Annotated in this window: 19 protein-coding genes; 15 read left to right on the forward strand and 4 right to left on the reverse strand. The window is 45.1% G+C overall.

What is annotated here, in order from left to right:
• Positions 1–668: 668 nt before the first annotated feature.
• The gene (gene queG / locus AB6F11_RS15605; RefSeq protein ID WP_017059922.1) at positions 669–1,847 is read right to left on the reverse strand and encodes a tRNA epoxyqueuosine(34) reductase QueG; all 1,179 of its coding nucleotides are present in this window, start codon (positions 1,845–1,847) and stop codon (positions 669–671) included.
• 240 nt (positions 1,848–2,087) lie between these two features.
• Between queG and tsaE the strand changes: the two genes are divergently transcribed.
• The 8 genes from tsaE (at position 2,088) to hflC (ending at position 11,616) form a co-directional block, all read left to right on the forward strand.
• Positions 2,088–2,552, forward strand: a complete 465-nt coding sequence (gene tsaE / locus AB6F11_RS15610; RefSeq protein ID WP_004735870.1) for a tRNA (adenosine(37)-N6)-threonylcarbamoyltransferase complex ATPase subunit type 1 TsaE — start codon at positions 2,088–2,090, stop codon at positions 2,550–2,552.
• A complete protein-coding gene (locus AB6F11_RS15615; protein ID WP_017067933.1) occupies positions 2,546–4,261 on the forward strand; it encodes an N-acetylmuramoyl-L-alanine amidase in 1,716 nt (571 codons plus the stop codon). Before tsaE ends, AB6F11_RS15615 begins: the two co-directional genes overlap by 7 nt.
• Before the next feature lie 102 nt (positions 4,262–4,363).
• Entirely contained in the window at positions 4,364–6,568 is a 2,205-nt protein-coding gene (gene mutL, locus AB6F11_RS15620) for a DNA mismatch repair endonuclease MutL (RefSeq protein WP_136989461.1), read from the forward strand.
• 97 nt (positions 6,569–6,665) lie between these two features.
• Positions 6,666–7,598 carry a tRNA (adenosine(37)-N6)-dimethylallyltransferase MiaA gene (gene miaA / locus AB6F11_RS15625; RefSeq protein ID WP_102394615.1) on the forward strand — a complete coding sequence of 311 codons (933 nt, stop codon included), beginning with the start codon at positions 6,666–6,668 and terminating at the stop codon, positions 7,596–7,598.
• Positions 7,599–7,790: 192 nt separating this feature from the next.
• Complete coding sequence (gene hfq / locus AB6F11_RS15630) at positions 7,791–8,054, forward strand: RNA chaperone Hfq (protein WP_017059927.1); 264 nt, start codon at positions 7,791–7,793, stop codon at positions 8,052–8,054.
• Positions 8,055–8,098: 44 nt separating this feature from the next.
• The gene (hflX, locus tag AB6F11_RS15635; protein WP_017059928.1) at positions 8,099–9,406 is read left to right on the forward strand and encodes a ribosome rescue GTPase HflX; all 1,308 of its coding nucleotides are present in this window, start codon (positions 8,099–8,101) and stop codon (positions 9,404–9,406) included.
• Between the two features lie 27 nt (positions 9,407–9,433).
• Entirely contained in the window at positions 9,434–10,636 is a 1,203-nt protein-coding gene (gene hflK, locus AB6F11_RS15640) for an FtsH protease activity modulator HflK (protein WP_017063176.1), read from the forward strand.
• Between the two features lie 2 nt (positions 10,637–10,638).
• Positions 10,639–11,616, forward strand: coding sequence for a protease modulator HflC (gene hflC, locus AB6F11_RS15645; protein WP_017059930.1), 978 nt, complete (start codon positions 10,639–10,641; stop codon positions 11,614–11,616).
• 172 nt (positions 11,617–11,788) lie between these two features.
• Here hflC and AB6F11_RS15650 read toward each other — a convergent pair whose 3' ends face one another.
• Positions 11,789–11,977: a DUF2065 domain-containing protein gene (locus AB6F11_RS15650; RefSeq protein WP_010434105.1), complete on the reverse strand. Its 189-nt coding sequence runs from the start codon at positions 11,975–11,977 to the stop codon at positions 11,789–11,791.
• A gap of 171 nt (positions 11,978–12,148) precedes the next feature.
• Between AB6F11_RS15650 and AB6F11_RS15655 the strand changes: the two genes are divergently transcribed.
• Together AB6F11_RS15655 and motX are read left to right on the forward strand one after the other, a co-directional pair.
• Positions 12,149–13,465 carry an adenylosuccinate synthase gene (locus AB6F11_RS15655; RefSeq protein ID WP_010434108.1) on the forward strand — a complete coding sequence of 439 codons (1,317 nt, stop codon included), beginning with the start codon at positions 12,149–12,151 and terminating at the stop codon, positions 13,463–13,465.
• A gap of 298 nt (positions 13,466–13,763) precedes the next feature.
• The gene (gene motX, locus AB6F11_RS15660) at positions 13,764–14,399 is read left to right on the forward strand and encodes a flagellar protein MotX (protein WP_004735859.1); all 636 of its coding nucleotides are present in this window, start codon (positions 13,764–13,766) and stop codon (positions 14,397–14,399) included.
• Positions 14,400–14,554: 155 nt separating this feature from the next.
• On the opposite strand, the gene AB6F11_RS15665 is transcribed toward motX, so the two are convergent.
• A complete protein-coding gene (locus tag AB6F11_RS15665; protein WP_102394616.1) occupies positions 14,555–15,964 on the reverse strand; it encodes an amidohydrolase in 1,410 nt (469 codons plus the stop codon).
• Between the two features lie 247 nt (positions 15,965–16,211).
• On the opposite strand from AB6F11_RS15665, the gene rnr reads away from it, so the two are divergent.
• From rnr to rplI, 5 genes are all read left to right on the forward strand, one after another.
• A complete protein-coding gene (rnr, locus tag AB6F11_RS15670) occupies positions 16,212–18,713 on the forward strand; it encodes a ribonuclease R (RefSeq protein ID WP_017063179.1) in 2,502 nt (833 codons plus the stop codon).
• Between the two features lie 187 nt (positions 18,714–18,900).
• On the forward strand, positions 18,901–19,641 hold the full coding sequence (gene rlmB, locus AB6F11_RS15675; RefSeq protein ID WP_017063180.1) for a 23S rRNA (guanosine(2251)-2'-O)-methyltransferase RlmB: 741 nt from the start codon (positions 18,901–18,903) through the stop codon (positions 19,639–19,641).
• Between the two features lie 277 nt (positions 19,642–19,918).
• Entirely contained in the window at positions 19,919–20,308 is a 390-nt protein-coding gene (gene rpsF / locus AB6F11_RS15680) for a 30S ribosomal protein S6 (protein ID WP_004741278.1), read from the forward strand.
• Positions 20,309–20,420: 112 nt separating this feature from the next.
• The gene (gene rpsR / locus AB6F11_RS15685) at positions 20,421–20,648 is read left to right on the forward strand and encodes a 30S ribosomal protein S18 (protein ID WP_000090472.1); all 228 of its coding nucleotides are present in this window, start codon (positions 20,421–20,423) and stop codon (positions 20,646–20,648) included.
• Between the two features lie 38 nt (positions 20,649–20,686).
• A complete protein-coding gene (rplI, locus tag AB6F11_RS15690) occupies positions 20,687–21,139 on the forward strand; it encodes a 50S ribosomal protein L9 (protein WP_010434182.1) in 453 nt (150 codons plus the stop codon).
• 180 nt (positions 21,140–21,319) lie between these two features.
• Here the strand turns inward: rplI and AB6F11_RS15695 are convergent, their stop codons facing one another.
• Complete coding sequence (locus AB6F11_RS15695) at positions 21,320–22,204, reverse strand: DUF481 domain-containing protein (RefSeq protein WP_102394617.1); 885 nt, start codon at positions 22,202–22,204, stop codon at positions 21,320–21,322.
• Positions 22,205–22,307 lie beyond the last annotated feature (103 nt).

Genomic DNA, 22,307 nt, shown 5'->3' on the forward strand with positions numbered 1-22,307 from the left:
GAGCGCAACCTTGCCAAGGTTGAGGTCATCGGTTCGAACCCGATGTATCGCTCCAGCTTTCTTCTAAAAAAGCTAATAAGTACTTTAAACCTCTGTGTTTAAAGGCGACCACAAAGGTCACGCTCTTTCTTTAATGCTGCGAAGCATCATCCCCCCAAAAAAGCAAACAATCCTCCATCATGGTGGATATTTTTTTGTCTTAAATTTTTCTTAGCAACTGGAATGCTAGTAAATATCAGGTCTCTGAAGCAGACACTTGAGGTTTTTCACATCTATAAACAGACTTATCCACAAAATGTTAGGTGTGGATAACTTGGTTGATAAAGTTGTTTCAGGCTTAATTCTTTACCTATCCCTAAAAGATCTTTCTTGTTTTCAATATATTAGATGAATTGCAGCGATCGTAACTTGTTGTTTTTTATCAAGTTGGATGCCTATCTTGGATTTAATAAAAGATCGTTAACTTGTTGTTTTTTGATCTTAATCATTTATCGGTACTGTGTTTAACTTTGCTCGGGTGTCGGAAGTTTACGAGAGTTCTGAATTTTTTCCACATTGTTAGAATTGAGAACAAGGTCAAACATTGTTCTAAAATTATGTGCAACGAGTTATCTTAAATATTGGACTATCGATGTGGGTGTCGCTGTCAATCGTTGATACCAAAAGGGCTAGGCGTCTCTTGGTAGTCCTTTCTCTACTATACGTATCAGTCTGTGCTTTTTGGTGGAGATTTTGCTGTTACTTTTTTGCACACAGCTATTTTTCTGCGTAGAGCTATCTTCTTGCACACTGCTAGCGTTGGGTAACTGCTGTAGTTGTTTATTCAAAGCCCACTCAATATGCACATCAAGCATTTCGTTTTTGCCTTGATGAGACTCCAGGGTTTCAATAATGCGTTGTTGAAATGGTGCATTGCCCATCGCAACAAAGATATTGCGTAACCACTGGGTGTGGCCGATACGTCTGATTGCTGAGCCTTCCATTTTCTTTAGGAAGGTTGCTTCGTCCCAACTTGAAAGTGAAACCAGATCGGCTTCTTGGAAATCTTCTCTGCGGTGAAAGTCTGTTTGCTCTGTGAGTTCGGCATGACGATTCCACGGGCAAACTAACTGACAATCATCGCAACCGTAGATACGGTTACCAATGGCATCTCTATACTCTTCAGGGATCACACCATCATATTCAATGGTTAAGTACGAAATACATTTGCGCGCATCAACCACGCCATCAGCAATAATGGCACCCGTTGGGCAAGAAGTGATACATGCGGTGCATTTGCCGCACTCATCAACACTGGGTTCATCCGTGGGAAGAGGGATGTTAACTAACAGCTCCCCTAGAAAGAACCAAGAGCCAGCGTCTTTATCAAGAATTAATGAGTGTTTACCTGTCCAGCCCAACCCTGCTTTTTGAGCGAGTGGTCTTTCCAAAATGGGCGCTGAATCGACGAAAGGGCGTGAGTCTAAACCCTCGACCTCTTTTTCAATTCTTTGTCCTAGCTTTTTCAACTGGTTACGGAACAATTTGTGATAGTCGCGGCCTAAAGAATAGCGGCTGATGTAGCCTTGAGTGGTATCGCTTAGGTTAGAGGCGAACTGAGCTTCTGGTGGTAGGTAGTTCATTCGAGCGCTGATCACTCGAATTGTGCCTGGGTGAAGTTCATCAGGACGTGCACGCATCATCCCATGTCGAGCCATCCAATCCATTTCGCCGTGGTTGCCAGCATCTAGCCATGCTTGAAGAGGGGCTTCGTGTTCACTTAAATCAACATCGCAGATGCCAACTTTTTGAAAGCCCAGCTCTTTTCCCCAGATTTTAATTTTTTCAGCAAGATGGTCTAGATTCATGGCTTATTTCTTATTTTCTCTGTTTTACAATTAGAGATAAGGCTAATTAAAATTAGGTTCGGCAAAAATGGGGGCGGATCTTAACGGATCTTAGTGGTGTTGACCAGAACAGACGCGTTTTGAGCAGTATTTTTCATAGAACTTACACTTGAGTGCTTGTCTCCCAAAAGCATCACGGTTTACTATTCTTGTTCTTTTGATTTTTATATAGTCAACGATCGATTTTTAGAGAACGTATTCATGAGCACGAAACAATTTACTTTGAAAGATGAACAAGCAACGATTCAATTAGGAACGGAGCTTTCTAATCTTTGCTCACAGCAGACGACTATTTATCTGCATGGTGATCTTGGCGCAGGCAAAACGACCTTTAGTCGTGGCTTTGTAAAAGCGCTTGGCCATCAAGGAAATGTAAAGAGCCCAACGTATACTCTAGTTGAACCTTATCAACTTGCAGATTGGCAGGTGTACCACTTTGACCTTTATCGCCTAGCCGATCCTGAAGAGTTAGAGTTTATGGGAATTCGTGACTACTTTACTCCGGATGCTATCTGTTTGGTTGAATGGCCTGAGAAAGGTTATGGGATGCTACCAGAAGCCGATTTGGATATTGATATTCGTTACCAAGACGATCACCGTATTGTTTCTTTAACCGCTAATAGTGAATACGGACAGCGCTTACTTAGTCAGTTGGAGTTATGTTGATTTCTAAACGCCTTATTTCAACAGTGGCCATGATGGCTGCTGTTTTTTCTATACTGTTTTCTTCACTTGTTTCTGCAAACTCACTGAAAAGTTTAAGGGTTTGGCCTTCTCCAGAAGAAACTCGTGTGGTTATCGACTTAAAATCAGAAGCGGACTTTAGCTATTTCACCCTGAGTAGCCCGAGTCGCTTAGTGGTTGATTTAAAAAATACCAGTCTTGCGACTAAGTTACCGGTCGAGGTGAAAGACAGCCCTGTTCTATCTAAGATTCGTAAGAGCTCACCGCCAGACAAAAACACCTATCGCTTGGTTTTTGAGTTAAAGAAGTCGTCTAAAGCAGAATTATTCAAACTGAGCCCGACCCCAGGTGGTCAGTATGGACACCGTTTGGTGATCGACTTACCTCATGGTGCGGCAAGTAAAGCGACATCGACACCGAGTAAGCCAACGGTAAGTAAGAACATTAATCAGGTTAAGCGCCAGAAAGATATTCTAATTGTGATTGATCCTGGCCACGGTGGTGAAGACCCAGGTTCGATTGGTCCTACGCGTAAATACGAAAAAGACGCGACTCTGAGTATTTCTAAGAAGTTAGCAGCTCAACTGAATGCGGTCCCGGGGATCAAAACTCGTATGACTCGTAATGCTGATTACTTTGTGAACCTGAATCGACGTGTTGCGATTGCTCGAGAGAATGAAGCTCACCTGTTGATCTCTATTCACGCCGACGCCTTTACGACGCCTCAACCAAGAGGTGGTTCAGTGTTTGTATTGAACACTCGACGCGCAAATACAGAGATCTCTCGTTGGATTGAGAATAAAGAGAAACAGTCTGAATTGCTTGGTGGTAGCGGTGCAGCGTTCACAAGCAATATTGATGATAAGAACGTAAACCAAACCCTGCTTGATTTGCAGTTTAGCCACTCTCAAAAAGAGGGCTACAAACTGGCAACGGCAATTCTGTCTGAAATGGGTAAGGTTGCGAAACTGCACAATAGCAAGCCGATTAACACCAGCTTAGCAGTATTACGTTCACCACAGATCCCATCAGTACTGGTAGAGACAGGTTTTATTTCGAATCCGACGGAAGAGAAGCTTCTTTTCCAACGTTCGCACCAAGATAAATTGGCACGAGCAGTGACTAAAGCGGTGGTTAAGTATTTGAAGGCTAACCCGCCTGAAGGGATTATCTTGTCTAACGCAACGTCATCAACGGGCAGCGTGAGCCAACATAAAGTCTCTCGTGGTGAGTCTTTGTCTGTGATTGCGAGCAAGTATGGTACGTCGACACAGACGTTGATGAAGTTCAACAATCTGAAATCGAGCAGCCTAGCAATTGGCCAAGTACTTAAGATTCCAGGCAGTGCTTCAACTTCATCATCAAGCAGTGCGGTTAAAACGAAGACCATCACTCACACGGTTAAGTCTGGAGAGTACCTAGGTAAGATCGCCAGCCGCTATAAAGTGTCGGTGGCTGATATTAAACGTGAGAACCGTTTGAAATCAGAGACGGTGAGAGTAGGCCAAAAGTTACGTATTACGGTTGAAGTTAAAGATGTTCCTCTGCGCAAACACAAAGTTGCAAGAGGTGATTACCTTGGCAAGATAGCTTCGAAATACGGCGTGAGCGTCAACAGCATTCGCCAAGCGAATAAGCTAAGATCTGACAGTCTAGCTATCGGCCAAGTGTTGATTATTCCTCACAAGTAGTCTTGGGAATGCTAAACAGCTTCAGGTATATCAATGATAAAAAATAAGAACTAGTGCAAACGTAGCAGCGTTTCCATCAATGGCAGTAAGGTAGCTATAAATATGACGATCAAAATACTGCCAGCTCGGTTAGCTAACCAAATCGCAGCGGGTGAAGTGGTAGAAAGACCCGCTTCTGTTGTAAAAGAGTTGGTTGAGAACAGTTTGGATTCTGGTGCGACACGTATCGATATTGATATCGAGAAAGGTGGCGCCAAGATGATCCGCGTTCGTGACAATGGTAAAGGCATCGTAAAAGATGAGCTTGCCTTGGCACTGAGTCGTCATGCTACCTCCAAAATCCACACTCTTGATGACCTAGAGGCGATCGTCAGCCTCGGTTTCCGTGGTGAAGCGCTGGCGAGTATTAGCTCGGTTGCGCGCTTGACCATGACTTCACGCCCTGCCACTCAAGATCAAGCTTGGGCAGCACACAGTGAAGGTCGTGATATGCAGGTAAAACTGCAGCCAGCAGCACACCCAATTGGTACTTCGGTTGAGGTGTTGGATCTGTTCTTCAATACACCAGCGCGCCGCAAATTCTTACGCACCGAGAAGACTGAATTCACCCATATTGATGAGTTGCTCAAGCGTATTGCATTAAGTCGCTTTGATGTGACGATCAACCTTCGTCATAACGGCAAGATGATTCGTCAGTACCGCGCTGCAAAAACACAAGTTCAAGCAGAAAAGCGCATCGCTGCGGTATGTGGCAATCCTTTTGTTCGTCATATGCTTAAGATCGAACTTGAGCATCAAGGCCTAAAACTTCATGGCTGGATCACCACGCCAGAAGGAGCCAGACAGCAAAGCGACCTGCAATACTGCTATGTGAATGGTCGTATGATGCGTGACAAGCTGATCAATCATGCGATTCGTCAAAGCTACGAAACCAGCCTGCGTCCAGACCAATTCGCGACGTATGTGTTGTTCATTGAACTCGACCCACATCAGGTGGACGTGAATGTCCACCCTGCAAAACATGAAGTGCGTTTTCATCAAGCGCGCCTTGTGCATGACTTTATTTACCAAGCATTGAGCGATGGTTTAGCGCAGAGCAAGCAGATCGATGCTGCACCAATCAATCAGTCGGCTTTTCATCAGTCAGAAGTGATTCATCATCAGCAAGATAGTACGAGCTCTGCAGTTGATGGTGTTGCAAGTTTCGCTGAGCCAGAAAGCGTAATGCCTAGCAGTTCGGATCAAACCCAAGTTTCGGATAGGGTGCGACACGCTATTGAGCAAACGCCTGCCTACCCGAGAAAAGCAGAATCAGAGCACGCTTTTGATAAGCCTCAACACAGCGTTAATGATGGTGGGCGACATTATGTTTCATCAATTAGCCCAAGCTCATCAACCAGCTCAAGTTCATCTGCTGGCCGAAGCTCGGCTACTAGTGACAGCAGTTTTACCGGTTCCTCTCGCCAAGAGTGGATAGAGTCTCGACCTGAACCTAAAAAAGAGAAAGAGCCACACCAACATCATGGTGAACCCGCGCCCTCTAAGCGAGAAGTGAAAGCCTATAAAGAGCTTTTGAAAACGCCTGATTTTGATGATCAAGTTGTACAGCCTTCATCTTCTCAAGAGCATGTGGCACCAGTAGAAACCAGAGACAACTTAGAAAATAAAGAAAATAAAGAAGCTAAGCCTGCTCAACAGAATCCTGTTCATTTAAAGCCAAGAGCAGCAGTGACGGATTTGGGGAAAGCGGTCTCGGTTGTTGAACGTCAATATCTCGTGATGGGCAACAAGAATGGCTGTGTTTTGGTTTCCTTAGCTAAGGCTGAATTATTACGTGTTGTTGGTCAGCTTGATACTCGAGGTGGCGCGTTAAAAAGCCAACCGTTATTGGTGCCTTTATCGATTAAGCTGGGTAGTGAACTTGTCGAAGTTGCTAAGGCGCTGAGTCAAACTCTGGCATTACTGGGGATTGAGCTTAAGGCGCGAAACAGCGAGGCGGTAATGGTGATGGGCGTGCCTTCTCCTTTAAGGCAGCAAAACTTACAAATTTTGATCCCAGATCTGTTATCTTACGCGGCTTCAATAAATGCCCAGGGTGCAGTGAAGCAACCTAATGACATGTTGTCAGCTTTGGTTAACTGGATCGGGATTCAAACCGCACAAGTAAAAAGCGACTACACTTTATCTGAAGCGGTTCAACTAGTTGGGGAACTAGAACAACTTTGGCATGGTCTACTTCCATTAGATGATCCAGAGTTTGTTAATCCTATCGACTTTTCAGCGACTATAGCCGCGTTTACGGTTTAATTTTTTCGCGACGACCTTTGTCTTTTTAGCTGAATACGTCGCGACACAAAGCCCTTTGCTAAAAAGCGCTAAAACAGAGAAGCAAATACAAAATATCATGACTGAAAAATTACCTTTAGCGTTGTTTTTAATGGGCCCAACGGCGTCAGGAAAAACAGATTTAGCTATCCGCTTACGTCAGAAATACCCTGTAGAGATCATCAGCGTCGATTCGGCATTGATCTACAAAGACATGGATGTTGGTACCGCTAAACCGGATGCGGAAGAGCTTGAGCTCGCGCCTCATCGCTTGATTGATATTTTGGATCCAAGCGAAGCGTATTCTGCGGCAGATTTTCGTCGTGATGCGATCAATGAAATGAATAAGATTGTAGCGGAAGGCAAAATCCCGTTACTTGTTGGTGGCACAATGCTGTACTACAAAGCATTGTTGGAAGGTTTATCGCCATTACCAGCCGCGGATCAAGAGATTCGTAAGCAGATTGAAGCGGAATCTATCGAACAAGGTTGGCAGGCATTGCACGATCAATTAAGAGAGATAGATCCCGTATCCGCTGAAAGAATACACCCAAATGATCCACAAAGGCTTTCAAGGGCATTGGAAGTTTACCGAATTTCGGGTAAAACATTAACAGAGCTAACTCAAACGAAAGGCGATAGCCTGCCATTTCGTGTAAAACAATTTGCAATAGCTCCCAAGGAAAGGACTGAACTCCATCGCCGCATTGAGCTGCGTTTCGAGAAGATGATAGAAGCTGGGTTTGAAGATGAAATGAAGGCGTTGTACGCCAGAGAAGATCTTCACCCTGAACTGCCATCGATCCGATGCGTTGGTTATAGGCAGATGTGGGATTATTTAGACGGTAATTGTGATTTAGACGAAGCGGTTTTCCGTGGTGTCTGTGCAACCCGTCAGTTGGCCAAGCGACAAATCACCTGGTTGCGCAGTTGGGATGATTTAACTTGGTTAGATAGCGAAAACATTGATCAAGCGTTAGAAACTCTTTCAGATGCAATAGCATCTGATTAGTATTGCTGTGTATAATGTGATCGCTTTTGCGTGAATATACTCTGGAAAGGATCCGTTATTGAGGCTTTTAAAAATCACAGCCTTTCAATAACAACGGAGTTTTTTTATTCATTTAGCTCAGATGCAAAGGCCGCACCTTTTTGTGCACCACTAGCTAAATAATTACAACAAAATACAAATAAGGAAAATAAAATGGCTAAGGGGCAATCGCTACAAGACCCATTCCTAAATGCACTCCGTCGTGAGCGCATTCCAGTCTCTATCTATCTTGTTAACGGCATTAAGCTGCAAGGTCAGATCGAGTCTTTCGATCAATTCGTGATCTTATTGAAGAACACAGTAAACCAAATGGTTTACAAGCATGCGATTTCTACTGTGGTACCTGCTCGCGCAGTTAGTCACCACAGCGGCGAGCAACGCACGCCATCTGATCGTCCAGAGAAGACTGAAGATTAATCGTTCAATTTGTACAGCTTGCGCTGTAATAAGGAGTTGGTTGCTTGTTTGACCGTTATGAATCCGGCGAGCGAGCCGTACTTGTTCATATCAACTTCACGCAAGAGGGAGAATGGGAAGATCTAAGCGAATGTGAAATGCTGGTCTCCTCAGCGGGGGTAGAAACGCTACAAGTGATTACTGGTAGCCGACAATCCCCACTCCCTAAATACTACGTTGGAGAAGGTAAAGCCCTAGAAATCGCACAAGCTGTTCAGCTGACCGGTGCTGAAATTGTGATTTTTAACCACTCCCTCTCTCCTGCCCAAGAGCGCAACCTCGAGCAATTGTGTAAATGTCGTGTGATTGATCGCACGGGTTTGATCTTAGATATTTTTGCACAACGTGCGCGAACTCATGAAGGTAAGCTACAAGTTGAGCTCGCTCAGCTTCGTCATATCTCTACCCGATTGATTCGTGGTTGGACTCACCTTGAAAGGCAGAAAGGTGGTATTGGTCTTCGTGGTCCAGGTGAAACTCAACTGGAAACCGATCGACGTTTGTTGCGTGACCGTATAAAGGCAATACTACGTCGTTTAGCGAAAGTTGCTAAACAGCGTGAACAAGGACGACGTGCTCGTAATCGAGCTGAAATCCCAACAATTTCTTTGGTTGGTTATACCAACGCAGGGAAATCAACACTTTTCAATCGCATCACAAGTGCTGGTGTTTATGCGGCAGACCAACTGTTTGCAACCCTAGACCCAACACTACGTAAGATTGATTTGGCAGATGTCGGGCCTGCAATTCTCGCAGATACCGTAGGTTTTATCCGTCATCTACCACACGACTTGGTCGCTGCGTTCAAGGCAACATTACAAGAGACGCAGGAAGCTGACATTTTGTTACATGTTGTTGATGCCAGTGATGACCGTTTTCGTGAGAACATTCAGGCTGTTCATGAAGTATTAGAAGAAATCGATGCTCATGAAGTGCCAACCCTTGTAGTCATGAACAAAATTGACTGCATGGAAGACCAAAAACCTCGAATTGAAAGAGACGAAGAGGGCGCACCTCGCGCTGTTTGGGTTTCTGCAATGGAAGGAGAAGGTATTGAACTGCTGTTTGAAGCTTTAACTGAGCGTTTAGCTAGCCAGATGGTTCAATTCCGGTTGTGTATTCCACATCAACATCAGGGCCGTATTCGCAGCTTATTCTTCGAGATGAAATGTATTCAACAGGAAGAGTATGATGAAAATGGTAACTTGTTGATAGATATCCGAATGCAACAAATAGATTGGTCTAAACTTGAAAAAAGAGAAGGGGCGCTCTTAGGTGACTTTATCGTTACCAAAGAGACTGCTACAGTATAACGTCATATCAAATGATGGAGCTTTCTAATGGCGTGGAATGAGCCTGGAAATAACAACAACGGCGATAATAACGGCCGCGATAATGACCCTTGGGGTAATAAAAATAATCGCGGCGGCCGAGATCAAGGACCGCCAGATCTAGACGAAGTGTTTAATAAACTAAGTCAAAAGTTAGGTGGCAAGTTTGGTAAAAAGGGTGGCAACGGTAACGGGCCATCTATTGGTGGTGGCGGTGCAATTGGCTTTGGTGTCATTGCCGTTATTGCTATTGCTATCTGGTTCTTCGCTGGTTTCTACACCGTTGGCGAAGCAGAAAGAGCAGTAGTACTTCGACTGGGTCAGTTCGACCGTATCGAAGAACCTGGTCTTAACTGGCACCCACGCTTCATCGATGAAATCAGTGATGAGCAACTAGTAAACGTTCAAGCGATTCGTTCTCTACGTGCTGCTGGCACGATGCTAACGAAAGATGAAAACGTTGTGACCGTTGAAATGGGTGTTCAATACCGTGTTTCTGACCCATACAAGTACTTGTATCGTGTAACGAATGCAGACGACAGTTTACGTCAAGCAACCGATTCCGCGCTTCGTGCGGTAATTGGTGACTCACTAATGGATAGTATCCTGACAAGTGGTCGTCAGCAGATTCGTCAAAGCACTCAAGAAACGTTGAACCGTATTATTGATAGCTACGATATGGGTATTCTGATTGTTGATGTGAACTTCCAGTCAGCACGTCCACCTGAGCAAGTGAAAGATGCATTTGATGATGCTATCGCGGCTCGTGAGGATGAAGAGCGTTTTGAACGTGAAGCTGAAGCTTACCGAAATGACATTCTTCCAAAAGCAACAGGTCGTGCTGAGCGTTTGAAGAAAGAAGCGGTGGGTTACTCAGAGCGCACAGTTAATGGTGCTCTAGGTCAAGTTGCTCAATTCGAGAAACTGCTACCTGAATACCAAGCTGCTCCTGAAGTAACACGTAACCGTATGTACCTAGATACAATGGAAAAAGTGTACTCAAGCACATCGAAAGTCCTGATTGATTCTGAATCAAGCGGTAACTTGCTATACCTACCAATTGATAAGCTAGGCGCACAAGGTGGTTCTCAGTCGGGCTCTCGCCCTGCAAAAGCATCATCAACTTACGATCAAATTGAGTTAGAAACTCAAGCGGATCCAAAGCCTAGCACTCAAACTCGTTCAGACAGTTCACGCCAAGGGAGATACTAATAATGCGTAAATTAATGATCCCTGTATTAGTTGTGACGATTGCCCTTCTATTGATGTCAGTGTTTGTGATTCAAGAAGGTGAGCGTGGCATGGTAATTCGTTTTGGTCGAGTTCTCGATGACAACGGCGTATCACGAATCTATGAACCAGGTCTGCACTTTAAACTACCGATGTTTGATCGCGTAAAAGTACTTGATGCTCGTATTCAAACGATGGATGGCCGTTCTGACCGTTTCGTAACATCAGAGAAAAAAGACGTTCTAATTGATACTTACGCAAAATGGCGTATTGCTGATTTTGGACGTTTCTATCTGAGTACCGGTGGCGGTAATATCATGACGGCAGAAGCACTTCTTGAGCGTAAAGTGACAGATGTTCTTCGTTCTGAAATTGGTTCTCGTGAAATTAAGCAGATCGTGTCAGGCCCTCGCAACAAGGACATCCTGCCAGACTCTGCTGATAGCGAAGTCGTCACAACGGTAGCGGCTGCAGAAGCACTAGAAGTTGATGGCGAACGCGATAAGATCATGGAAAACGTTTTGTCTGGAACGGCAGAAAGTGCGATGGCTGATTTAGGTGTTGAAGTTGTTGATTTTCGTATGAAGAAGATTAACCTTCCTGACGAAATCAGTGAATCTATCTACCGCCGTATGCGTGCAGAACGTGAATCGGTTGCTCGTAGACACCGTTCTCAAGGTCGTGAGAAAGCGGAAGTTATCCGTGCTCAAGCTGAGCTAGAAGTGGCAACAGTTCTTGCTGAAGCTGACCGTACAGCTCGAATCACTCGTGGTGATGCGGATGCAGAAGCAGCGAAGATCTACTCTGATGCGTTCAGCAAAGATCCTGAGTTCTACGGCTTCATGCGTTCATTGCAAGCTTATGAGACATCATTTAGCGATAAGAGCGACATTCTAGTACTGGATCCGAAGACTGACTTCTTCCAATACATGAATCAAGCAAGCGGCGCTCCAGCAAAATAAGCTGATGCGTTAGCGAATGCTTAGCTTAATAAGCAAAATACGTTAAAACTTAAAAGGCTCCCATTGTGGGAGCCTTTTTGTTTTCTATGACTTCTTTCAGGAGGAGACATGTTTGTGGATTCACTATTGGGGCGCGAGGGAAGGCGCTTAACAGCGTTCTACTTATAGAAACCTAGCGGTAGGTCATGAAAGCGATAACCGCTCCAGCCACCACAAGACAGCCTCCAATGCGGCGCAGTTGCGTGTCTGGTTGCTCGCTCAGTTGCGCGACCATGTTTCTCCAGCCATTGGGTGCAATCAAGGGGCCGAGCCCTTCCACAATAAGTACGAGCCCAATAGCGAGCCAAATTGATTGAGACATGGTTCTGCCTTTTGTCTGTAAAAAAGCAATGATATCAGTATCTTTACACATCTGCCCCAGTTATGGCTGGTTTATTTTTGTACAGCGTTAACGTTTATGAACAAAAAGTGACTGCAAGAAGTGTGATTCAGTGCTAGAATCCATTTTTAATTAGCAACAGAAATTGGAAAGATGGGAAATAACGTAGTCGTTCTAGGCACCCAATGGGGTGATGAAGGTAAAGGTAAAATCGTTGACCTTTTAACTGAAGATGCAAAATACGTGGTTCGCTACCAAGGCGGTCACAATGCAGGTCACACACTTGTAATTGACGGTGAAAAAACCGTTCTTCACTTAATTCCATCAGGCATCCTACGTAATAACGTTAAATGTGTTATTGGTAACGGTGTAGTATTATCGCCTGACGCACTTCTAAAAGAAATGAAGCCTCTTGAAGATCGCGGTATTCCAGTACGTGAACGTCTTTTCATCTCTGAAGCTTGTCCTCTAATTCTTCCGTACCACATTGCAATCGACAACGCGCGTGAAATCGCTCGTGGCGCTAAAGCTATCGGTACAACGGGTCGTGGTATCGGTCCTGCTTATGAAGATAAAGTTGCTCGTCGCGGTCTACGCGTTGGTGACCTTTTCGATAAAGAAGCATTTGCTGAGAAGCTAAAAGAAGTGATGGAATTCCACAACTTCCAACTAGAGCACTTCTACAAAGCTGAAACAGTAAGCTACGAAGAAGTTCTTGAGCAAGCGATGAGCTACGCAGATATGTTAACTGCGATGGTTATCGACGTAACTGACGAACTAGACGCAGCACGTAAGCGCGGCGACAAGATCATGTTCGAAGGTGCTCAAGGTACGCTACTAGATATCGACCACGGTACTTACCCATACGTAACGTCTTCTAACACGACTGCTGGTGGTGTTGCTGCAGGTTCTGGTTTCGGTCCTCGTCACATCGGTTACATCCTTGGTATTACTAAGGCTTACTGTACTCGTGTTGGTTCAGGTCCATTCCCTACTGAGCTATACGATGGCCTTGAGAAGCAAGACCCAGTTGGTAAACACCTAGGCGATGTTGGTCACGAGTTTGGCGCAACAACTGGTCGTCTACGTCGTACTGGTTGGTTCGATGCTGTTGCTATGCGTCGTGCAATCCAAATCAACTCTCTATCTGGTATGTGTCTAACTAAACTAGACGTTCTAGATGGCCTAGAAGAACTAAAAATCTGTACTGGTTACAAGATGAAAGATGGTTCTATCCTAGAAGTTTCTCCAATGGCTGCTGAGTCATTCGAAGAAGCGACGCCAATCTACGAAACAATGCCTGGTTGGTCTGAAAACACATTTGGTGCTAAATCTATCGACGCGCTTCCACAAGCTGCTCTAGATTACATCAAGCGTATCGAAGACCTAACTGGCGTTCCAATTGATATCGTATCAACTGGCCCAGATCGTAACGAAACTATCATCAAGGTTCACCCATACGGCGCATAATGCCTGCTGAGTGATTACCAGGCACGAACAGTGCTTTGATAATAAAATAGTTTTCTAAAAGCCGACTTTATTAAGTCGGCTTTTTAATACCTGCAATTTAACCGCTCACTCTTTGATGGTGATCTTTTAAGCGTCATCAGGCAAAATATTGCCCATTAGCGGCAAGTTTTGTCTAAAGCCGTCGGGGTTATTGCCGATACAGATATCATGGAAAGTGAAGTTCACCCTGTTTTGTGCGTGTAGAAATCCTCTGCGGCCCTCAATAGATAACTTTAGCGACAGATAATAGAGTGCAGGTATGAAGCTACGAATTGTAGCAGCTTCATTGATAATGGCGCTGAGCTCACCCTTGAGTCATGCAAATTTGACTGACGTGGGAGAGCCCGTTCCAATATATACAGAAGCTGAACTGATTAATTTAATCGAGAATAATCAACACCTAGAGCGAGTGAAAGCTGATAAGTGCCAGTTAGTTGAAGATATCGTTGCTCGTGCAACGCGTATTAGCTTGCCTTCTTATGAGTTTTTATACGGTGATATGTTGGCTTGGGGCGTGTGTGTTCCACAAGATGTCGAGCTTGGCATTTACTATATGGAAAACGCGGCGCATCAAGGTTTACCGGCTGCACTAGAGCAGCTAGGTCGTTATTATTCTCGTGGAACCTTGGTTCAACAAGACAAAGAGCGCGCGATTCCGTATTTACGTGAAGCGGCCTCTATGGGTAATCTCAGTGCAAGCATTCACTTAGCGGAACTCTTGCTGCGTGATTACGGTAGCCCGTTAGATTATGAAGATGCTTACCGCTGGTTATACAACTCGGTGACTGCGGATGACAGGCAACACAAACGCATCACCGTGCTTCGTAGCGGTCTGGAACAGAGAATGCCGGACAATATTATCGCTCGAGCAAAACGTCGAGACGTGTTCTGGTAATTACGAATATTAATTAAGGTTAGATGGTGAACGACTGCACTCGTTAACCATCTATCTTGATATAGAAAGATACCGTATTAAAAAGGCCTCGTAGGTAAATACCTATGAGGCCTTTTTTGATCTTAACGGTAAACCGTTTATCTCACTCGGTGGCGTTATTGAACAACTTCACCAGATTCAATCACCGTCTTACGAACGACTTTGGTGAAATCGAGTGCTTCTTGGCGAATCTTATCTTCATCGACCGTTAGCATGTCGCGGTCTTGCATGATGATCTTACCGTCAACGATGGTGTGGCGAACGTTACCCGAGTTAGCTGAGTAAACTAATGCAGAGTATGGGTTGTAGACCGGAACCATGTTTGGCGCTTTCGTATCGATCACTATGATGTCGGCGAGTTTACCGGCTTCAAGAGAACCGATCTTATCTTCCATGTGTAGCGCTTTTGCTGCGCCCATTGTTGCCATGTCGATCACCTTGATCGGCGGCATTGCGGCACGATCTTTATTAACCAGCTTGTGAACTTTAGCGACTTGGTTGAATTCATCAATGGTGCTCAGTGTGTTACCAGACATTGGGCCATCGGTACCTAAACCAATACGAACATTTTCGTCATACATCTTAAGTGCAGGAGATACGCCTTTTGCTGACTTGATGTTAGCACTCATGTTATGAGCTACACCCATATCCGATTTCTTCACCAGTTCGATATCATGTTCGTCAACGAGGATCATGTGTGCACCCACCAAGTTCTTGTTGAGTGCGCCAATGCTGTCCATGTATTGAACCGGGGACAATCCATCAGAACGCTCTGCGATTTTCTCTTCTTCACGGTGTGATTCTGCAAGGTGAATCATTACTGGAACATCTAATTCTAGGGATAGTTTAGATATTTTCTGAAGGATCTCTGTGGTGTTGGTGTAAGGCGCATGCGGTGCAAACGCTGGTGTGATTCGCGGGTGATCTTTGTATTCTTCAATGAAGTTCAACGCGTACTTAATGCCTTCTTCGGCGTTGGCCGCATCGGCTACAGGGAACTTAATCACCGTTTCACCTAGGATGGCACGCATACCGATCTTATCGACGGTTTTTGCGACTTCATCTTCGAAGTAGTACATGTCGGCGTAAGTGGTCACACCGCCTTTCACCATTTCAACGTTACCTAGGTTCGCACCAATGCGTACCATGTCTCGCGATACTAGCTTCTTCTCTAGCGGAAAGATGTAACGGTGCAGGCGATCTGGCACATCATCGGCTAACGAACGGAAAACTGTCATTGATACATGAGTATGGGTATTGATGAGACCTGGCATAACGATATCGCCATCCACGTCTAACACTTGCTTAGCTTGGTACTGCTTCTCTAGTGAAGCATCTCCAACCGCAATGATTTTGTTGTCTTTGACGACAACAGTACCGCTTTCATAAACCGTTTTGTCTTGGTTCATGGTTAGAACCATCGCATCGGTAATCATCAGGTCAGCCTTTTCCATTGCCGAACTTGCGAATGGGAACAGCGCTAGGCTCGCCATAGCTGAAGCCAATAAAGTGCGTTTTAGTTTCATATCATACCCAGAACAGGAGTTGGTAAAGTGCGTGGATAATAGTGTATTTCATTCATGGCGCAAACGTTTGTTTTATCGCTTGCTTGAAATTTTGATGATAATCCACGTCTATGAAGCGATGTTTCACAAAGTGAAGATATGTATCAATCTGAGGTTATTTGAGTGTTTTCTAAAGCATATCTGTAGCTTACCCCTAGCATCAGATATACTAGGGGTATATACCTTCCTTGCTTAAGCAGGCCCGCCTATGTCAAAAAACACACCAACGTCAGAAAATACGACAGCGACAACCACTGTTGATCCTTTTGCCGACCGAGAGTCGAAAAATTACGATAACCCAGTACCAAGCCGAGAGTTCATTATTTCGTTTCTAACAGACGCGAATATTCCGATGAACCGCAACGATCTATTCGAAGCTTTGGGTCTTGCTGGAGAGGAACAATATGAAGGGCTGCGTCGTCGTTTGCGTGCAATGGAGCGTGATGGACAGCTTATCTTTACTCGTCGTCAGTGCTACGCATTGCCTGAGAAGATGGAACTGATCAAAGGCTATGTGATTGGTCATAAAGACGGTCATGGTTGGGTTCGCCCAGACGGCAGTGTGGGTAAAGACAATGATATCGTGCTGCCGCATCATCAGATGAAAACCATCATGCACGGTGATTACGTATTGGTTCAGCCTACTGACAACAGTAAGCGTGGCCGTCGTGAAGGTCGCTTGGTTCGTGTGCTTGAAGAGCGTAAAACGCCACTTGTTGGTCGCTTCTTCCTAGAGTACGGCCATTCTTACGTTGTTGCTGATGATTCGCGTATTAGTCACGACATCCAGATCCCTACTGAGCATAAAGGCGGTGCTCGAATGGGTAATGTGGTTGTGATTGAAATTACGGATCGCGGTGGTCGTTCTCGTAACATGATGGGGAAAGTAACCGAAGTTCTTGGTGAAAACATGGCGCCGGGTATGGAAACGCAGATTGCGATCCGTACTCACCAGATCCCACAAGAGTGGCCTGAAGCGGTAGATAAGCAAATCGAAAACCTAGGTGAGCATGTTCCTGAAGAAGCAAAAGAAGGACGTGTAGACCTGCGTAAACTGCCATTGGTTACCATTGATGGTGAAGATGCGCGTGACTTCGATGATGCGGTTTACTGTGAAGCGAAGAAAGGCGGCGGCTGGCGTCTATGGGTAGCGATTGCTGACGTAAGTTACTACGTTCGCCCAGATACAGCGCTAGACAAAGAAGCGATTAACCGTGGTAACTCGGTATACTTCCCGTCACAAGTCGTGCCAATGCTGCCAGAAGTGCTTTCAAATGGTTTGTGTTCATTGAACCCTCAGGTAGACCGTTTATGTATGGTGTGTGAGATGACTATCTCAGACAAAGGTAAGCTGTCGGGCTACAAGCACTACGAAGCGGTAATGAATTCTCATGCTCGTCTTACTTATAACAAAGTAGGCGCGATCTTAGATGGCAATGAAGAATTACGTGAGCGTTACGAACCTGAAGTACCACATCTTGAAGAGCTTCATAAGATGTATAAGGTGCTTAAGAAAACGCGTGACGAACGTGGTGCGATTGAATTTGAAACGGTAGAAACTAAGTTTATCTTCAATGCGGATCGTAAGATTGACCGTATTGAGCCAGTAATTCGTAACGATGCACACAAGATCATCGAAGAATGTATGATTCTTGCGAATATCGCATCGGCATCTTACGTAGAAAAAGCGAAAGAGCCTGCGCTGTACCGTGTTCACGAAACTCCGGGCGAAGAGCGCTTAATGGGCTTCAAGAGCTTTTTAAGTGAATTAGGTTTAACACTGGAAGGTGGTCTGTCGCCATCACCAGTAGACTATGCACAACTGATGCAACAGATTAATGAACGTGAAGATCGTGAATTAATCCAAACTATGCTGCTACGCTCAATGAAGCAAGCGGTATACAACGCGGATAACGCGGGTCACTTTGGTTTAGCTCTTAAACGCTATGCTCACTTTACCTCGCCAATTCGTCGTTACCCAGATTTGCTATTGCACCGTGCGATTAAGTACCTTATTGCGAAAGAAGAAGGTCGTAACAGCGAACGTTGGACGCCAACTGGTGGTTACCACTACACTTTCGATGATATGGACTTCTACGGCGAGCAGTGTTCAATGACTGAACGTCGTGCTGATGACGCAACGCGTGAAGTAAACGACTGGTTGAAGTGTGAATACATGCAAGACCATGTCGGTGAGGTGATGGATGGTGTGATTGCCAACGTGACTGGTTTTGGCTTCTTTGTTCGTCTAACTGAACTGCACATTGATGGCTTGGTACACATCTCAGCGCTAGCGAATGATTACTACCAATTTGATGCTGTTGGTCAGCGTCTAGTGGGTGAAAGCTCAGGTAATATCTACCGCTTGGGTGATTCGGTTAAAGTGAAGGTTTCTGCGGTTAATTTAGAAACTCGCCAAATCGACTTTGACTTAGAAGACACTGATCGTCAGCCGCGTGGCAAAGGCAAAACAGCCAAGAAGCGTGCAGCCGAAGCGATGAAAAAGGCGAAAAGCAAGAAGCGCTCAGCAGTGAAGAGTAATAAGCCAGGTGTATCAGCGAAGCCTATGGTTGAGCCAACTAAGCGACCTGACGGAAGCAGCGAAGGCCCTGCTAAGAAGAAAAAGCCAGCGAATAAAACCGGTGCTGCTAAAGCTCGCGCTAAGAAAAAGCGTGCAGCAAGCCGTAAGCCAAAGGCTGATAACTCTTAAGACTGATAAATCTTAAGGCTAATAAGGCGCTCTGCTAATCAGGTTTAGCGCCTACTGATTTAGTGTGAAATGACTTTAATGCGAGAGTATCAGGCACAAGACGCATACTCTCGAAATGAACAACACAGAGGTGGACACATCGGCATTGATGTCATTCATCTCTGAGCAATAAGAGTAAGTTGAGACAATGAGTAACGAATTTATTTACGGTATTCACGCGGTGAAAGCCGTACTAGAAAAAGATCCTGCACGTTTTATCGAAGCGTATGTATTGAAAGGTCGCCAAGACGAGCGTCTTCTTCCATTACTGAACCAACTGCAACAGTTTGGTGTGTCGATTCAACAGATGGGTCGTAAGCCGTTGGATGAAAAAGCACAAGGTGCGAATCACCAAGGTCTTATTGCTAAGGTGAAGCCTGCTAAGCAGCTTAATGAAACTCACCTAGACGATATCCTAGCGCAGCACGAACAGCCTTTGCTGTTAGTTCTAGACGGCGTAACAGACCCTCATAACCTAGGCGCTTGTCTACGTAACGCGGATGCCGCAGGTGTCGCTGCTGTTATCGTACCTAAAGATCGCTCTTCGCCGTTAACAGCAACGGTAAGCAAGGTTGCATGTGGCGCAGCTGAAACGGTTCCTCTCGTGCGCGTAACCAACCTAGCTCGCACAATGCGTGCACTGCAAGAGCAGGGCGTATGGTTTGTGGGTACGGCAGGTGAAGCAACGCATGATATCTATCAAGCGAAGCTAACGGGTCCTCTTGCGGTAGTTATGGGTGCAGAAGGTGACGGTATGCGTCGTTTAACTCGTGAAACTTGCGATGATCTGATTAAGATTCCAATGGCAGGTAGCGTATCGAGCTTAAATGTTTCTGTGGCGTCGGGTATTTGCCTGTTCGAAGCGGTAAGACAGCGTTTAGCTCAGTAATGCGTTAACGCTGCTTTAAGTCTATGAATTTATTAGCGCTCACCACTTGCTGGTGGGCGTTTCTTTTTAGGCTGTTATAGCAAAATCCATCGGTTTGTCGGATGGCTAGATGGCGACAGAAAAACTGTTTCATTATTCACCAAATAGCGCTTGCCAATACCGGGTTCTTTCTATAACATTTGCCGTCCTTAAAACTCGGTCATTTATCTTTAGTTCCTTGCTTCCTCTGGACGACCGGGCCACTCGTGGAAGCTAATAATCCGTAAGGAGCAACCAAATGCGTCATTACGAAATCGTATTCATGGTTCACCCTGATCAAAGCGAGCAAGTTGCTGGCATGATCGAGCGTTACACTGGTTCTATCACTGAAGCTGGCGGTACTATCCACCGTCTAGAAGACTGGGGTCGTCGTCAAATGGCTTACCCAATCAACAAGCTTCACAAAGCTCACTACGTTCTTATGAACGTTGAAGCTGGTCAAGAAGTGATTGACGAGCTAGAAACTGCTTTCCGTTTCAACGATGCAGTTCTACGTAACATGATCATGCGCACTAAAGGCGCTGTGACTGAGCAATCTATTATGCTTAAGCAAAAAGAAGAGCGTGCAGAGCGTGCTCCTCGTCGCGAAGAGCGTACAGAAGCTAAACCAGAAGCAGCTGCTGAGTAATTCTTTTTTGGCTTAACGCCTTAAAAAATTCTCAACTTGTTTTAGGTCATTGATAGTTATTTCGATAATTGTGAAAGACCGCTTTACTAAATTTAAGATCAGGAGATAGCCCATGGCTCGTTTCTTCCGTCGTCGTAAATTCTGCCGTTTCACTGCAGAAGGCGTACAAGAGATTGACTACAAAGACGTAGCAACTCTTAAAAACTACATCACTGAAGCTGGTAAAATCGTACCTAGCCGTATCACTGGTACAAGCGCTAAGTACCAGCGTCAACTAGCTCGCGCTATCAAGCGTTCTCGTTACCTAGCTCTACTACCGTACACTGACAAGCATCAGTAATCGGTAATAGTTAATAATAGTTTAAGAGGACTAAGATAATGCAAGTTATTCTACTTGATAAGATCGGTAACCTAGGTGGCCTTGGCGACCAAGTAAACGTTAAATCTGGTTACGCTCGTAACTTCCTTATCCCACAGGGTAAAGCAGTTATGGCAACTAAAGACAACGTTGCTATGTTCGAAACTCGTCGTGCTGAACTAGAAGCTAAAGTTGCTGAGCAACTAGCTGCTGCTGAAGCTCGTGCAGAGAGCGTTAACACTCTAGAAGGCGTTACAATCGCTTCTAAAGCTGGTGACGAAGGTAAACTATTCGGTTCTATCGGTACTCGTGACATCGCTGACGCTATTACAGCGGCAGGTGTTGCAGTAGCTAAGAGCGAAGTACGCCTACCTGAAGGCGCTCTACGTAACATCGGCGAATTCGAAGTAAGCATCCAACTTCACTCTGAAGTTTTTGCTACTGCGAAAATCGCTATCGTTGCAGCTGAGTAATTTCAGTACCAAGACGAATTCTTTCTTTTGAAAGTTTTAAACACCAGCTTCGGCTGGTGTTTTTTTATGTCTGGAATATAGGAAAGTACAAGGAAGGGCTACAGTAGGTAAAAAGCTTACGGTGATCCATAAGCTGTTATTGCTGAACAAGTTGTTCTCAAGGTTAGAGGTGGCCTAAGATTAGAACTGGAAGAGCAAGTTGATCGATAGAACAGAGTCTTGTTTGCTTAAGCCTTCAGGCACTTTATCGTGGTACTGGCGAGAGTGAGCGATCTTCAGCGCGATATTGTCAGTAATATCGTTGATGGCTTCTAACTCAGTATCAAACTTTAGGTTACTGTGACCAGAGACAAGCGTCACGTCTGCCTTGAGCTGCAAATTCTTCAACACCTGCCATGACGTATTCACGTTGCCACGGAAAATTGCCTCTTCAACAATCTCTGGGAAGATGATGTCATCATCATCAATCTCATCAAGGTTCGGTTCTTGGTAACGAAAACCTGGTCCCACTTCGACTTCCAACACAAACTCTTCGGTATTCGAAAACTGGTAACCCAGACCACTCGAAATTGTGTAGTCCTTAAAGTAAGCACTGTATCTCGAGTCGACTCCTTTGAAACTGCCGTAAAGGTAGGTTTTAGGGCTTAACTTGTAGTCACTCTGAGCTGAGTAAGTCGATTGCCTTTTATCTTCTTCGCCATCTTTGTAGAGGTTGTAGTATTTCCATTCACCACTGGTTCTATGACGGCCAGCCGTGTACTCACCGTTAAGGCGTGCGTTAAGCGCTCGTGAATCAGAGTTACCAGTATGCGACTGATATCCAAATTCGACTTCCGTTTTTAGCGGGCTCGGTAGTTCTGTATCACTTGTATCACTCGGTGCGATATCCAACTCTTTTTCTTCAGGTGTCGGTGCAACGACGATCGGCTCAGAAGTAGGTTCTGAAACTACTATAGAGTCGAGGATTGCATCAACAGAGTCTTTAGCATCATCAGCTAAGGCCATCGGAGCGCTCAGGAGACCAGTGCTTAGAATACCAGTGCTCAGAGCCAATAATTTGGACACGCATACCTCTAGTTATACAGTGAGTGAATGGCAGGATCGTAATGCTACCCTTGGTTAATTCCGTCAGCAATAGGTAAATTCTTCCTGAAGAATAAAACAAACT

This window comes from Vibrio sp. 10N.247.311.14, assembly GCF_041467715.1.
GTDB classification, from domain to species: Bacteria; Pseudomonadota; Gammaproteobacteria; order Enterobacterales; family Vibrionaceae; genus Vibrio; species Vibrio crassostreae_C.

What these genes read in the sequence shown, in the direction of transcription:
- rnr (WP_017063179.1), top strand. Translation starts at nt 16,212, where the DNA reads ATGTCAAAAAACACACCAACGTCAGAAAATACGACAGCGACAACCACT.
- hflK (WP_017063176.1), top strand. Translation starts at nt 9,434, where the DNA reads ATGGCGTGGAATGAGCCTGGAAATAACAACAACGGCGATAATAACGGC.
- hfq (WP_017059927.1), top strand. Translation starts at nt 7,791, where the DNA reads ATGGCTAAGGGGCAATCGCTACAAGACCCATTCCTAAATGCACTCCGT.
- tsaE (WP_004735870.1), top strand. Translation starts at nt 2,088, where the DNA reads ATGAGCACGAAACAATTTACTTTGAAAGATGAACAAGCAACGATTCAA.
- AB6F11_RS15615 (WP_017067933.1), top strand. Translation starts at nt 2,546, where the DNA reads ATGTTGATTTCTAAACGCCTTATTTCAACAGTGGCCATGATGGCTGCT.
- rlmB (WP_017063180.1), top strand. Translation starts at nt 18,901, where the DNA reads ATGAGTAACGAATTTATTTACGGTATTCACGCGGTGAAAGCCGTACTA.
- AB6F11_RS15655 (WP_010434108.1), top strand. Translation starts at nt 12,149, where the DNA reads ATGGGAAATAACGTAGTCGTTCTAGGCACCCAATGGGGTGATGAAGGT.
- hflC (WP_017059930.1), top strand. Translation starts at nt 10,639, where the DNA reads ATGCGTAAATTAATGATCCCTGTATTAGTTGTGACGATTGCCCTTCTA.
- AB6F11_RS15650 (WP_010434105.1), bottom strand. Translation starts at nt 11,977, where the DNA reads ATGTCTCAATCAATTTGGCTCGCTATTGGGCTCGTACTTATTGTGGAA.
- mutL (WP_136989461.1), top strand. Translation starts at nt 4,364, where the DNA reads ATGACGATCAAAATACTGCCAGCTCGGTTAGCTAACCAAATCGCAGCG.
- rpsR (WP_000090472.1), top strand. Translation starts at nt 20,421, where the DNA reads ATGGCTCGTTTCTTCCGTCGTCGTAAATTCTGCCGTTTCACTGCAGAA.
- rplI (WP_010434182.1), top strand. Translation starts at nt 20,687, where the DNA reads ATGCAAGTTATTCTACTTGATAAGATCGGTAACCTAGGTGGCCTTGGC.
- miaA (WP_102394615.1), top strand. Translation starts at nt 6,666, where the DNA reads ATGACTGAAAAATTACCTTTAGCGTTGTTTTTAATGGGCCCAACGGCG.
- rpsF (WP_004741278.1), top strand. Translation starts at nt 19,919, where the DNA reads ATGCGTCATTACGAAATCGTATTCATGGTTCACCCTGATCAAAGCGAG.
- motX (WP_004735859.1), top strand. Translation starts at nt 13,764, where the DNA reads ATGAAGCTACGAATTGTAGCAGCTTCATTGATAATGGCGCTGAGCTCA.
- AB6F11_RS15665 (WP_102394616.1), bottom strand. Translation starts at nt 15,964, where the DNA reads ATGAAACTAAAACGCACTTTATTGGCTTCAGCTATGGCGAGCCTAGCG.
- queG (WP_017059922.1), bottom strand. Translation starts at nt 1,847, where the DNA reads ATGAATCTAGACCATCTTGCTGAAAAAATTAAAATCTGGGGAAAAGAG.